Raw genomic sequence first — 12,226 nt, 5'->3', positions numbered from 1 at the left:
GGCCATTTGGTGGCGCAAGCTGGACTTGCCTAGCCCTATAGCTACCAGCTTCCTCCTAGGCGTCACAGGGGTTACTGGTCGCACTTTTAGTGTTCACGACACGTGAAAAGATGTTCTTTGTATCAGGGCGAAGCTTTTTTATTAAAATGCCAACTGGTCTAACTATCATGTTGAAAATAAACGCCGCGCAGTTTAAAAAATTATTAGCTAGTCAAAGCGTTTACAAAAAAAATATCATCCCTGAAATAGAAGATAAGTTCATACAAGAGATACCTGTTAAAGGTAGATATTTTTACGCTATAAAAAACTCACCTGAAATAACAACAGCCCAATGTGCTTTAATTGAAAAAATTTTATCTCAGATTGAGATCAATAACTCAGCATTTGCCTTCGTACCTAAAAGAAGCTATTTAGATTTTTTCACCATCCATATCGGTAATTATAATTTTGTAAGACTTGATATAAAAAACTTCTTTCATTCCATAGACTTAAAGAAGCTTGAGAAAATGCTTTCAGTGTATTTTGAAAATGAGTTTATTGATACTGACAAAGATCAGCTAATTATTAAGTCATTCATGAACCTTGTCACTTACAAAATACCTTTAGCTTCCAAGAACACTACTGAAAAGGGCAATACCATCTTACCGATAGGCTTCCCAACCTCACCTATCATTTCAAATATTTACATGCGTGACTTTGATATAAAAATACAAGAGTTTTGTGCTAGGCATAACATTCAATACTCCAGATACGCTGATGACATGCTATTTTCATCCAAAAAAGATAGTGATTTTGTTTTTTCCGAAACCTTTATGAAAGAGGTAGCTATTTTGCTTAGCCTCAAAGGGTTGCATTTAAACACTAAGAAAACCATTAAAAGAAAACATACGATTTCTTTGAATGGATATACTTTATCCAACAGCAACCCCACTATTAAAGAAACGTCTCCCCACTTTGAGTTTAGAATTTCCAATAAAAAAATATCAACATTAAAGAAATTTATATTTTTAACAAAAAATGTCAATATATCTTCAAGAGAAATTATGGAAAAAGTTTTTTCCTTTAACATAAAAAAGCAAAAATTCCGTTACCCGCCTAAGAAAAAATTCATCGAGAGTTATTGTAAAACATTGTTAGTCAATAAAATAATTGGGTATCGCTCTTACATCATAGCAATACTAAAGCATTCTGAAAAACATCAAGCATGCAATGATTCAACGATTGAAAAATACAAACTATTGCTGAGCGAATTGGATTTTTATTTAGATAAAAATCCTCCTGAAGATTTTTCAAAAACATTATAGACCTAGTTATCAGGGAGAATTAAAACTTGACTAAAATGTAAAAATTTTTCATTGCGAAATTCCCTTTTTATAGCATCCTTCCCCCTTCCTTTAACTTATGCCTAAAGAGCAAAGTTTCATTAATTTATAGAGCCTTCGCGCGCAATGCTATCCCCGCCACGCCTGCCCGCTTTATGCATCGCTTTTCATGCAGGTGCATGCTATGGGCCGAGCCGCGCTCTGTATGGCCTGAGCGGGGGAAAGTGGTACATGATTTTGCATGCAGATCCATGCACGCTATGCATGCACGGCTCTTTATAAAGCTGCTTGCCAGAAAAAGGGTTTCAGAAAGACAGAGTACAGACATAAAAAAGCCGCTGGTCGGGCAGCGGCTGTGCGGCACTAATGAACCTGGCGGAATGCAGAACCATAACGGCCCAGCGTATGGCGGTCTCTTACCGGTTCCGGTGGTGGTGCCGGTACTTTTTCCGGTTGTGGCGGTGCGGTGATCACCTTTGTAATGCTCTCATTCGTCTTGAAGGTGCAGGAACAGTCCAGATTAGTACACTGATGATACCGCTCTTTCACCTGCTCTGACATATAGCGGCTCGATTTGGTGTGTGCCGCGCTTTTGCAGTATGGACAGTGCATCATTTCTGGCTGCCCTCCTGAAGCTTTGCACGCTGCATTCGGATTGATTCAGCCAGCTTCTGGCGGCGCATAGGATGGCGGTAAAGCTCCATATCAATGCCCGTAAGCGGCGGGCGATACAGACCAATATTTTCCAGCAGCGGAGCCTCATTTAGTATGCTGTCTGGCAGAGCAGCAGCCGCCCGCGTCAGCGCTTCTCCGACCAGATAAGCCACGTCTTTAATCCCATCCCGGTCGTCTCCGGCAAACGTCGGGGAAAGCTCTTCACGACGGAGACGCAGCTTAATGGCCCAAAGCAGCGACGGACTTACGTTACGCAGGGCTGACTGCCAGTGCGCATCCGCGAACCCGGTAAAAGCCTCCAGGTGCGATTCAACATACTCTTTACCACTGCCGCAGCATTTCAGCATAGCCTCCTGCTTATCCAGCGCCAGCTCTTTAAGCAGCCCGCCGAACTCATCGGCCAGTTCACGGCTGGCGATGCGCTGAGAATGTTCGGCGCGCAGCTCGTCGGTGAGATTGCCTCGCAGGTTGCGAAAGCTCGTGCGCCAGTTACTCTCGGCCTCTTTCCCTGCCTCGATGGCTGCCTGCTGTTCTTTTTCACAGCGGGCGATATCGGCGCAGATGCCGTTATAGGCTTTCATCCTTTCGGTATGTTCAGCGTGGGCTTTCTCGAAGCGTTCCAGTGATGCAGGTTTCTGTTCCGGGGTGGTCATGATTGTCTCTCATCGTCTGTAAAGGATGAGGCCATTCTGTCGTGTACCACAGGACAGCGCATTTCATTGCTTTCCGCCTGTCGATGAACAAACAAGGGCATAACCGGTAGAGGATGCACCTTAACTGATAATATTTCTTATATAACTGTTCACTGGTATTCACTGAGACAAAAAAGACAATAAATACAGTCACTAAAGCAGAGAATACTTTAAAATTAAGTCTTCACTGAGTATTCACCGGTGTTCACGCCTTCTCAGACATCAGCTTTATTCTGGCGAGCATTTTCAGATTTTAATTCTATTAATAAGGGCGTTTTAATCGCTGAAAGCTCTTAAAAGGCAATCACTGGCAGTTACTGGCAAACAGAGGCAAACAGGAGGTAAGAGAAGTGCTTTTTGCTCATTTTTCAGCAGACAGGGGGTTGTTTACTTCACCGAAAATATAACCAGAATAGGGGGTTACCTGAAGACACCACCGTAACCGGACAGCACCGACCGGACCCAGAAAGAGGTAACACCATGCACGCAGTTTCATCCGTACCGGCCCCCGCCATTCCCGTAACCCGCGATGCCGTTTTTCCGCGCGACCGCTTTATGCGCCTGCCGGAAGTCATCAGCACCTGCGGCCTGTCACGCTCGACCATTTACGACTTAATCAGCCGTGAGCAGTTCCCGTCGCAGATTTCCCTCGGCGGTAAAAACGTCGCCTGGCTGGCATCAGAGATTGACGGCTGGATGCAGGCCCGCATCGCGCAGCGCGCCGGAGGTGCAGCATGATTACGCTGAATTTCGGCACGAAAACTTACCCTCTCACCCGCGAAGAAGCCGCTTTTGTCGCGGAAAGCCTGACGGCAGCCGTCAGCGGCAAACCCGCCACGGCACCGGCCTTTACCAGCGGGATGCACGGCCATATCTCCGTGCTGAGTCAAAAAGCGAAGCCTGCAAAGCAGATTGAAAAGAAAGAGAACGAGGAATTCCGATCAAATCCGCCGCAATCCGATCACGTCCTGACCGGTTGCTGAGGAAATCGCCCCGATGTGTGAAAAAAGGCTTTTCTCTGGCGAGCGGCCGTTATACAGTTTTTGTGCTGCCGCAAAATCGGCAGCCGGGCGTAGGAACCCGTGTTACTCAATGGCGACACCAGACGCGCCATGCGTCTTTTTTTGTGTCTATGCCTCAGTGCACCCATTATCCGGGCAACGGTTCTTTCGCCGTTGCGCCGTCTGCGTAATGGTGGCCCGGGCGGGGCAGCCTTCGGGCTGGCCGGTATCCATTGAGGCCGGTATTCCTACCCCCGTCCGGGCTACCACCCATGAGCGTAGGAACTCCGGTGGTAGCAGCAACCGCTACTCAATGGAGATTGTCCTCATGACAACGGTCCTTACTGCCGCTCACTCTCAATTCACCTTTATTTTTGCCGCCATACGCCGCACCGATGCCGCCGCACGTCCCTGCATGCTGCGCACCGTGGCTGGCGATGAGCGAAGCGCCCGCGCCAGCCTCGCCCGCGATTACGTCCTGTCCTTTGCCGGCCGTCTGCCGGTTAAGGCGGTAGTCGCATGAACACGCTCACTAAGCGCCTGAATAACAGTGAGACCTACCCTATTCCCCACGCTGACTACCTGCGCCTGCTGCACGCGCACGCGGTCGGCGTGACCGTGCTCGATATGTTCGACTCGGTGAATGGCATGAGCGCGCGCGGCTGCGTGCCGGACGGCGCGGCGCTGGCCTCGGTCGTTGCCCTGCTCACCGACCAGCTCGGTAAAGTTGTTGAAACCTGTGAATCCCGCATGTTAGCCACGGAGGCCCGCCATGATGACCGTTAATCACTCCTGCCTGCCCGTCGAGGTACGCACCGCCGTTTACCGTCGCGCGCTGGCGCAGGGCTACCTGAACGCCTGCAAAGGCCTCGGTATCACCGTGTCAACGACGATCGATGAGCTTCAGATGGCCATTGCCCTTGAGCTGGAGGGCTTCTATGTGCGCCGCCACGGCCCGGACGCAGGCATGGAGATGGCCTGCACGATGCTGGGCGATATGGTTGAGCCGGACCTGCTGACCGCGCCGCCGCGGCTGACGCAGCTCGGCGTCACCATGATGGATGAGCTGTTCCGCAGCCAGCTTGCGGCCGCCAGCCGCATCATGCTGCACTGAGGGAGAACATGCACATGAAACATATCGTCTCTGACACCGTAAAGGCGGCCACCGGATTCTGGCCGCAGCTTCTGCCCGCCCTGGGCATCGGCGTGCACGCCGGAGGGCGGCACGGTGCCTGCCCGGTGTGCGGCGGTAAAGACCGCTTCCGATTCGACAATCAGGACGGACGCGGAACGTGGCTGTGCAACCAGTGCGGGGCCGGTGACGGGCTTAACCTGGTGGAAAAGGCGCTCAGTATCAGCGCTAAAGAGGCCGCCATTAAGGTGGCCGGAATGCTCGGCACGCTGCCGGACTCAGCCCCGGTTATGCATGATGAAACTGCAGACAAAAGCCGCATACAGGCAGAGGCCGCCGCACGGGCGCAGGCACTTATCGCCGCCGCTGTCAGCCGCACGGACAACGCCTACCTTTCATCGAAAGGGCTGCACGGTACGCAGGCGCTGACGCTTTCTGATGCGCTGCGCTGTGGTGGCATCCGCTTTGCCCCCGGTGACGTGCTCATCCCACTGACCGGTGAAGACGGCACGGCCGTTAACGTGCAGCTCATCAGCGCCGCAGGCGACAAGCGCACCCTGCCCGGAGGGCAGGTGAAAGGCACGTACTGGCTGGCAGGCGAGCCGGACGGCAAAACGCTGTGGCTCACCGAGGGCTACGCCACCGGCCTGACCGTGCACCGGCTGACCGGGCAGGCGGTTTACGTGGCGCTGAGCGCCAACAACCTGCCCGCGCTGGCAAAGCGGCTGCGTGATTCACATCCTGATGCGATGATGCTGATTGCCGCCGACCGTGACGACAACGGCACCGGCCAGCTAAAGGCAGAGGAAGCGGCGAAAGCCTGTGGCGGGAAAGCCGCCCTGCCGCCGGTGGCGGGTGACTGGAATGATGTATGGCAGGCGCAGGGCGATATCGCCACGCAGGCGCAGCTCACCGCCTTCACGCAGCCACAGCCGCTCAGCCCGTTTGAATCCGTCAGCGAGGCCGACCTGAAGGCCATGAGCGCCAGCCAGAAGGCGGAGCTGCTGGTCGCCCACTACGGGCAGGCGCTGGCCGTACCGCCGGTCGGGGAGGAAATCTGCCGCTATGAAAACGGCGCATGGCAGGTGATGGAGGCCAAGACGCTGCGCCGGGAAATTGCCGCGCTGTTTCAGAAGGTGCGCGCCCCGTTCTCGGCCGCCGGTATCGGCAGCGTGCTGGACACGCTCAAACTGATGGTGCCGCAGATGGGGGAACCGTCCCGCCGCCTGATTGGCTTCCGTAACGGCGTGTTTGATACCACCAGCGGCACGTTCAGCCCGCACCGCCGTGAGCACTGGCTGCGCACCGTCAACAGCGTGGATTACACCGCGCCGCGTCCGGGGGAAAACCTTGCAGACCACGCCCCGGCATTCTGGCGCTGGTTAACGCGGGCCGCCGGACATAATCACGACAAGCAGGAGCGCATTCTCGCGGCGTTATTTATGGTGCTGGCAAACCGCTACGACTGGCAGATGTTTCTTGAGGTCACCGGCCCCGGCGGCAGCGGTAAAAGCGTGATGGCCTCGATAGCCACTCTGCTGGCAGGAAAAGACAATACCACGTCCGCCACCATCGACACGCTGGAATCCTCACGCGAGCGCGCCAGCGTGGTTGGCTTCTCTCTGATTATCCTGCCAGACCAGGAGAAATGGAGCGGCGACGGCGCGGGCATCAAGGCGATTACCGGCGGTGATGCGGTGGCAATCGATCCGAAATACCGTGACGCCTATTCAACGCATATCCCGGCGGTCATTCTGGCGGTGAACAACAATCCGATGCGCTTCAGCGATCGCAGCGGCGGCGTTTCGCGCCGCCGGGTTATCCTGACGTTCCCGGAAGTGATACCGGCAAAAGAGCGTGATCCGCAGTTGCTGGACAAAATCAGCACCGAGCTGGCCGTGATTGTCCGTCACCTGATGCAGCGCTTTGCTTCACCAAACGAAGCGCGCGAGCTGTTGCAGGCGCAGCAGACTTCCGGTGAGGCGCTGGATATCAAAAGACAGGCCGATCCGCTGGTTGATTTCTGTGGATACCTGATGCCGCTGAGCACGCCAAACGGGTTGTTTATTGGTAACGCCAATATTCGCCCGCTGAATCCGAAGCGCTATCTGTACCATGCATATCTGTCGTTTATGGAATCGCGCGGCCATCAGCACCCGCTCAGCCTGACTGCATTCGGCCAGGCAGTGCCGCAGACGCTGAAAGAGTATGAGCGCATTCTGCTGAAGCGCCGGACAAATAACGGCGTCCAGACCAATCTCACGCTGCATGAGGACAGTGAGGCCGACTGGCTTCCTGCATGCAGTAAATAACCCCCACAGCAAACGAACCGGCTCAGGCCGGTTTTTTTACGACCCAGCACAGAGTGATCACTCCACATGAACATCCGTGTACACGCAGCCCACAACCGATCACCACCTAAGTAGCTGATTTTAAACACTTATAATGCAAGGTGAACAGTATGAACACTTGTCATTAAAACTTTTTATTTTGTAAAGCGCTTTGCGAACTCATATGGGGATACATGTGATCCACTGTTGCTATCTAGATAATCTGCCCACCATTGCACCATAAGACGGCGCTCTTCAAGGTGCTCAGCTTTATGGATATACGCAGCTCGCACACCATTTCTTTCCTGATGGCTCATTTGCCTTTCAACCGCGTCGCGTGACCAAAGCCCCGACTCAACTAAGGCGCTACACGACATGGCCCGGAAACCATGGCCGCATATTTCCGTTTTAGTGTCGTAACCCATTACTCGCAAAGCATTATTAATGGTGTTTTCGCTCATGGGCTTTGTCGGACGGTGATCACCTGGAAAGATAAGGTCTCTATTGCCGCTCAATTCTTTGATTTCTTCCAATAGCGCCAGAGCTTGCTGCGAAAGCGGAACAAGATGGACGGTACGCATCTTAGAGCCTCGATGAGAGTGTTTGACCCCTTCAATAGCTTCACGCTCGGCAGGAATAGTCCAGAGTGCTTTTTTAAAATCAATTTCTCCCCACCGCGCAAACCGAAGTTCACTGGAGCGGATAAATACATACAGGCTGAGTTTCAGGGCCAATCTGGTAAGTAAGCGCCCCCTGCTGGCTTCAACACGCTGAAGAAATTCAGGCAGGCGTTCCAGTGGTAAAGCTGGGCGGTGAGTCGCTTTTCTGGTTGCGATTGCTCCAGCAAGGTCTTGAGCTGGATTTCTTTCAATCAGACCGCTTTGAACGGCATAACGCATTATGCCCGTAACACGCTGCTGTAAACGCGAGGCCACATCCAACCGACCGCTTTGCTCTACTTCACGTAAGGGGAGCAGTAGATCACGTGTCGTTAAGTCGGCGATGTTCCGCATTCCGATGGCTGGAAGTATGTTGCGCTCCATATCCCGCCATACTCTCTCTGAATGGCCATCCGACCAGCGTTTGTTACTCGCATGCCAGTCGCGAGCTACCTTCTTAAAAGTGTTAAGCGCAGCCTGCTCTTGTTGTTTAATTTCTTCTTTTTTGGCATTGGGGCTGATGCCATCAGCAAGTAGAAGGCGAATTTCATCGCGTTTTTCGCGCGCTTTAGCCAGCGTGATCAGAGGATATGCGCCGAGTGCAGCTCTGCTCTCTTTGCCTTCAAAGCGATATTTAAGATACCAGCGTTTAGATCCGCTTGGTTTAATAAGAAGGTATAGCCCATGACCATCCGTGAGCTTGTATTCTTTTTCGCGAGGCTTTGCGGTACGGGCCGCAACGTCAGTTATAGGCATGATTTGGGGGTCAAAAGTTTATCGAAGCGAAGTGACCCCTATCTTGACCCCCAACTATGTTGGATGTCAACGGATGTGCCCGGACGAACTTGGACCAAAAAAAAGCCTTTCGGCTTTAATTTCAGGGAATTATGGACTATCCAGGACGTTCTCGTATATCTCAATGGTGCCGAAGGCCGGACTCGAACCGGCACACCTTTCGATGGTTGATTTTGAATCAACTGCGTCTACCGATTTCGCCACTTCGGCACTGAAGGGATGCGGAAAACGTTGGGGATTATACCGTTACCCCCTGTTTCCGCAACCCTTATCCGCAGGCTAAGGTACAACTGCTGAAAAAACCATCTTTTCAGATTTTACGTTCATCAGATGACAGCCTTGCTGACGCCGACTACTCCCCCCGCCCGCTCTGTAGCTGTTCTTCCAGCCCTCATGGTTCCCTGGCGTAACCAAAGCGCTAACCCGAAACAGGCTTCACATCCGCTACCAGCGTGGGCAGATCCCAGGTGCCGCCCGCATGGATATAGCGGCACATCCCGGTTCCGCCGTCATAGCTTTTGCGGAAAGCCTGACCATCCCATACCCAGCTCTCCTGGTTCATGCAGTCGCCGATGCCCCGGCCTTTCTGCACGCTGGTAATCTCGCCCTTGTCGTAATCCGATCCGGATACGGTTACCAGCACCGGCTGGCCTTTCAGCTGATTATCGATCACCCAGTAGCCATAGCCTTCGTTGTAAGCGGCTCGCCAGCAGAGCGCCGAAAGCAAGGCATGTGTCTCATCCAGTGGCGTAAGGGTGAGTCCGTCGGTTTCCGGATCGCTGTTTTCAGCAGGTGAGTACAGGCTGTCGCACGTGTCATCGTCATTGCGATTGACGGTTGAAAGCAGTCGGGTTTTCAGCGCGCCGATTTCCGCATCGGTCAGCAAACGGGGTTCGCCGCTGACGGTTTTTGCTGCCTGGATAACCGGTGCGGGCACAGCCTTAGCCACGCTGCTCTCCGGCTTATTGCCCTTTTTGGTGAGCGCGCCTGGCGTGCCGATCCGGCCCTGCACGTCGTCCGCTTTCACCAGCACGGCATAGGCGCCTTCGCCGGAAAGCAAGAAAGGCTTTGTGCCGCCTTTAAATTCGACTTTACCGTTGCCTTTGACGGCGCTGATGACCGCAGAAGTCTGACTGGCCGACATGCGCCAGTTATCGTCAGCCGCCACCAGATCGCCAGCTGATTTCCCGTCGATCCACAGCGTCAGCTTTTCCGCCGGTTCGCTATCATCTTCGGTGTCGCCCAGCGTCACCTCTCCCACCGTCTCTGTTCCGGGTCCGGCGGCACGGGTGAGCAGGATGGAGCCGGACGGATCCTCTTCTTTGCCATAACCCGCAATGCGGCAGGTCAGCGTATTATCACAGGCGACTTCCCAGTCTTTGTGCTCAAAGGTGGTGCCGCTCTGGCTGGCCTGAGCAGACAGGGAGATCATCGCCAGAACGAACAGCATCGGTTTACGGTTCACTTTATTCCCTCATGTTTTACGTCAGATATCAGCGTGGGTATCACTCTGTCACCGAGGGAACGTGGAAACCAGCAGCCACCGTTGATTTCCACCAGGCTTTGACGAAACGCCCTGCCATCCCAGACCCACTCTTCTTTAAACACGCAGCTGCCGGCACTACTTGCCAGCGAAACATTGGTGATTACCCCCTTTTCCCAGGTCTGAGCGTCGGTGGTGACGGCCACCGGCTTCGCTTTGCGTTGCGGGTCGGTGACCCAGAAGCCGTAACCCTGGTTATAGGCTGCGCCCCAGCACTGGGTGGAGAGCAACGTGTGCGTTGCATCCAGTGGCGTGGCGGTAATATCGCCGCTGATAATATGGTCGTTGACGTCCTTCTCTCCGACTGCGGTCAGATAATCACATTCCTGGTCCTGGGTTAACGCGGCAAGCAGCTGCGGCCTGAGCGCTGCCGCCTCTTCTTTTGTCAGAACAGAGGGCTGGGAGTGACTGATCTGTCCCGCCCGGATAACCGGAACAGCCACGGCTTTCGCGACGCTCTTTTCGGGCCTGTCGCCTTTTTTCACCCAGGCACCCGGCGTGTTGATGCGACCCTGCACATCATCCACTTTCAGCAGGGCTGCATAGGCGCCATCACCGGAAAGCTGAAGGGTCTCATTATCCCCTCTGAACTCCACTGTGCCGCGGCCTTTGATAGCCTGAATCAGCGCCAGCGACTGCGCATCTGACAACCACCAGCGATGCGCTTTCTGCGTCGCGTCACCCACACGCTGGCCGTTGATCCAGAGCGTAAGCGTTGTTACCGGCTTCTGATTTTCATCATCCTCCGGCAGCATGATTTCGCCAGAGGTGGCGGTATCCGCGCCCGCTGCACGCGTCAGCAACACGCCGCCCAGATTCTCTTCTGTGGTTTGCCCGCCGACACGGCAGGTTAAGGTGTTATCGCAGGCTACTGACCACGCCTTGTGATTAAAAGATACGCCGCTTTCCTGGGCGATCACCGGGGTGGCAAGCGCTGCCACTAGCATTACCCGCTTCTGAATAACCGTCACGCTGCTTCCTGTTCCCTGAATGTGAGGTGAGTGAAATGACAATCTGTTGCTAAGCAGAGGGCGTCCCTGCTGATGGATCCAGCGTTAGCGACTATCGCGTCACCCGCTCTTTTTTGTTATGCGCTTCAACCAGCGCACGGTGCAACTGGCCGATGGAGAGATCGCGGATGACAGGCTCGGGAATGCCGCGTAGTCGCCTGCAAAGGTAAGCGATCCCCAAAAAGTCGAAGCCTTCACTATGGAAAAGATATTCGTTTTCTTTCAGGGAAAACACCTGACGAAAATCCTCTTTTCCTGCACAAAAGCGCACGCCAAAAACGTTCTGCGCTTCCTCCAGCAATTCAACTCCATCATCACCGGTAATACCCAGGTCCTCTTCCAGCCAGCTATTTTCATCGAGAATTCCCCGTTTATACTTTGAAAAGTCGCGAATAAAAGCAATAACGTCTGCTAATGCAGGTTCCATATCGCTGCTCCTGTATATGCGCACTGCGCTATCCTCTCATTTCACAGTCGCCCAAACGTCATTTCCTGTACCTCGGCTGCTGGATTAGCCTCTCTCACGGCGGCAAGAAAACCGGCAAAATCCCGATTAAAAAGGGTGTAGTTGTTCAGGACTCTGAACTCCCTTTCGGTGCTATATGTTCCGGTGACGTAACGCACCAGCCATACTCTGCGATTACTGACTTCAGTTCCGCTGACTTTTATCCTGATAATATTTTCCAGTGGCACTTTGCAGAGTGTTTCGCCTTCACGCTGCTGATACAGGAAGTCGCTGTCATAGTAATAATCTTCCGTATTCATGCCCAATTTTTTCAATATCGGCGTATTAGCCGATATCTTTTTCATCTCTCCTGGAGAAGGAGGGGGCCCTTTTTTTTGGGGCAAAGGCCTGAATGAAGACCAGATGAGCAAAATGAAGAACGCTAACGACAGCAGTGAAATAATAAACGAAATAATCTGATGCATTTAAACATTCCGGACTGCGCGGATAGTTCCTGATTATATCCAGGAAGATATGACGCCGTTATCCGTTTTTACCGCCCTGAGCAGCGAGCAGCGCCTTTTCCAGCAACGGCAGAGGCGAGCCTGCCGTCTGCATCGGC

14 protein-coding genes and 1 tRNA gene are annotated in these 12,226 nt (G+C 53.3%); 7 read left to right on the top strand and 8 right to left on the bottom strand.

The window, feature by feature from the left end:
• The first annotated feature begins 89 nt into the window (after positions 1–89).
• Positions 90–1,304: a reverse transcriptase family protein gene (locus tag F3I47_RS11225; protein ID WP_150041131.1), complete on the top strand. Its 1,215-nt coding sequence runs from the start codon at positions 90–92 to the stop codon at positions 1,302–1,304.
• Between the two features lie 381 nt (positions 1,305–1,685).
• On the opposite strand, the gene F3I47_RS11220 is transcribed toward F3I47_RS11225, so the two are convergent.
• Together F3I47_RS11220 and F3I47_RS11215 are read right to left on the bottom strand one after the other, a co-directional pair.
• On the bottom strand, positions 1,686–1,937 hold the full coding sequence (locus F3I47_RS11220; RefSeq protein WP_150028680.1) for an ogr/Delta-like zinc finger family protein: 252 nt from the start codon (positions 1,935–1,937) through the stop codon (positions 1,686–1,688).
• Positions 1,934–2,650, bottom strand: a complete 717-nt coding sequence (locus F3I47_RS11215; RefSeq protein WP_150028681.1) for a hypothetical protein — start codon at positions 2,648–2,650, stop codon at positions 1,934–1,936. The genes F3I47_RS11220 and F3I47_RS11215 overlap by 4 nt, the downstream gene beginning before the upstream one ends.
• A 519-nt stretch (positions 2,651–3,169) precedes the next feature.
• On the opposite strand from F3I47_RS11215, the gene F3I47_RS11210 reads away from it, so the two are divergent.
• Genes F3I47_RS11210 through F3I47_RS11185 form a run of 6 tightly spaced genes read left to right on the top strand, consistent with a single transcriptional unit; the run spans position 3,170 to position 7,134 of the window.
• A complete protein-coding gene (locus F3I47_RS11210) occupies positions 3,170–3,427 on the top strand; it encodes an AlpA family transcriptional regulator (protein ID WP_085286551.1) in 258 nt (85 codons plus the stop codon).
• Entirely contained in the window at positions 3,424–3,672 is a 249-nt protein-coding gene (locus F3I47_RS11205) for a hypothetical protein (protein WP_150041132.1), read from the top strand. The genes F3I47_RS11210 and F3I47_RS11205 overlap by 4 nt, the downstream gene beginning before the upstream one ends.
• A gap of 13 nt (positions 3,673–3,685) precedes the next feature.
• Positions 3,686–4,213 (top strand): host cell division inhibitor Icd-like protein, encoded by a 528-nt coding sequence (locus F3I47_RS11200; RefSeq protein ID WP_150028682.1) that lies wholly within the window; start codon positions 3,686–3,688, stop codon positions 4,211–4,213.
• Positions 4,210–4,476, top strand: coding sequence for a hypothetical protein (locus tag F3I47_RS11195; protein WP_058781704.1), 267 nt, complete (start codon positions 4,210–4,212; stop codon positions 4,474–4,476). Before F3I47_RS11200 ends, F3I47_RS11195 begins: the two co-directional genes overlap by 4 nt.
• Positions 4,463–4,804 (top strand): DUF5375 family protein, encoded by a 342-nt coding sequence (locus F3I47_RS11190; RefSeq protein WP_150028683.1) that lies wholly within the window; start codon positions 4,463–4,465, stop codon positions 4,802–4,804. The genes F3I47_RS11195 and F3I47_RS11190 overlap by 14 nt, the downstream gene beginning before the upstream one ends.
• A 14-nt stretch (positions 4,805–4,818) precedes the next feature.
• Positions 4,819–7,134 (top strand): primase-helicase zinc-binding domain-containing protein, encoded by a 2,316-nt coding sequence (locus F3I47_RS11185; protein WP_150028684.1) that lies wholly within the window; start codon positions 4,819–4,821, stop codon positions 7,132–7,134.
• A gap of 173 nt (positions 7,135–7,307) precedes the next feature.
• On the opposite strand, the gene F3I47_RS11180 is transcribed toward F3I47_RS11185, so the two are convergent.
• From F3I47_RS11180 to F3I47_RS11155, 6 genes are all read right to left on the bottom strand, one after another.
• Entirely contained in the window at positions 7,308–8,567 is a 1,260-nt protein-coding gene (locus F3I47_RS11180; RefSeq protein ID WP_150042066.1) for an integrase arm-type DNA-binding domain-containing protein, read from the bottom strand.
• A gap of 164 nt (positions 8,568–8,731) precedes the next feature.
• Positions 8,732–8,816: transfer RNA gene (locus F3I47_RS11175), tRNA-Leu, on the bottom strand.
• Positions 8,817–9,024: 208 nt separating this feature from the next.
• Positions 9,025–10,056 carry a DUF1176 domain-containing protein gene (locus F3I47_RS11170; RefSeq protein ID WP_150028780.1) on the bottom strand — a complete coding sequence of 344 codons (1,032 nt, stop codon included), beginning with the start codon at positions 10,054–10,056 and terminating at the stop codon, positions 9,025–9,027.
• A gap of 11 nt (positions 10,057–10,067) precedes the next feature.
• Complete coding sequence (locus tag F3I47_RS11165) at positions 10,068–11,096, bottom strand: DUF1176 domain-containing protein (RefSeq protein WP_150028686.1); 1,029 nt, start codon at positions 11,094–11,096, stop codon at positions 10,068–10,070.
• Between the two features lie 115 nt (positions 11,097–11,211).
• Positions 11,212–11,586 (bottom strand): hypothetical protein, encoded by a 375-nt coding sequence (locus F3I47_RS11160; RefSeq protein WP_150041133.1) that lies wholly within the window; start codon positions 11,584–11,586, stop codon positions 11,212–11,214.
• A gap of 41 nt (positions 11,587–11,627) precedes the next feature.
• Positions 11,628–12,089 (bottom strand): hypothetical protein, encoded by a 462-nt coding sequence (locus F3I47_RS11155; RefSeq protein ID WP_150028687.1) that lies wholly within the window; start codon positions 12,087–12,089, stop codon positions 11,628–11,630.
• Positions 12,090–12,226 lie beyond the last annotated feature (137 nt).

It is taken from the genome of Pantoea sp. M_10, from assembly GCF_008631515.1.
GTDB lineage: Bacteria > Pseudomonadota > Gammaproteobacteria > Enterobacterales > Enterobacteriaceae > Pantoea > Pantoea anthophila.
This window is presented reverse-complemented; position numbering and strand designations above follow the sequence as displayed.

Coding starts and splice junctions, on each gene's coding strand:
- F3I47_RS11220 (WP_150028680.1), bottom strand. CDS start 1,937: ATGATGCACTGTCCATACTGCAAAAGCGCGGCACACACCAAATCGAGC.
- F3I47_RS11215 (WP_150028681.1), bottom strand. CDS start 2,650: ATGACCACCCCGGAACAGAAACCTGCATCACTGGAACGCTTCGAGAAA.
- F3I47_RS11210 (WP_085286551.1), top strand. CDS start 3,170: ATGCACGCAGTTTCATCCGTACCGGCCCCCGCCATTCCCGTAACCCGC.
- F3I47_RS11205 (WP_150041132.1), top strand. CDS start 3,424: ATGATTACGCTGAATTTCGGCACGAAAACTTACCCTCTCACCCGCGAA.
- F3I47_RS11200 (WP_150028682.1), top strand. CDS start 3,686: ATGTGTGAAAAAAGGCTTTTCTCTGGCGAGCGGCCGTTATACAGTTTT.
- F3I47_RS11195 (WP_058781704.1), top strand. CDS start 4,210: ATGAACACGCTCACTAAGCGCCTGAATAACAGTGAGACCTACCCTATT.
- F3I47_RS11190 (WP_150028683.1), top strand. CDS start 4,463: ATGATGACCGTTAATCACTCCTGCCTGCCCGTCGAGGTACGCACCGCC.
- F3I47_RS11185 (WP_150028684.1), top strand. CDS start 4,819: ATGAAACATATCGTCTCTGACACCGTAAAGGCGGCCACCGGATTCTGG.
- F3I47_RS11180 (WP_150042066.1), bottom strand. CDS start 8,567: ATGCCTATAACTGACGTTGCGGCCCGTACCGCAAAGCCTCGCGAAAAA.
- F3I47_RS11170 (WP_150028780.1), bottom strand. CDS start 10,056: ATGCTGTTCGTTCTGGCGATGATCTCCCTGTCTGCTCAGGCCAGCCAG.
- F3I47_RS11165 (WP_150028686.1), bottom strand. CDS start 11,096: ATGCTAGTGGCAGCGCTTGCCACCCCGGTGATCGCCCAGGAAAGCGGC.
- F3I47_RS11160 (WP_150041133.1), bottom strand. CDS start 11,586: ATGGAACCTGCATTAGCAGACGTTATTGCTTTTATTCGCGACTTTTCA.
- F3I47_RS11155 (WP_150028687.1), bottom strand. CDS start 12,089: ATGCATCAGATTATTTCGTTTATTATTTCACTGCTGTCGTTAGCGTTC.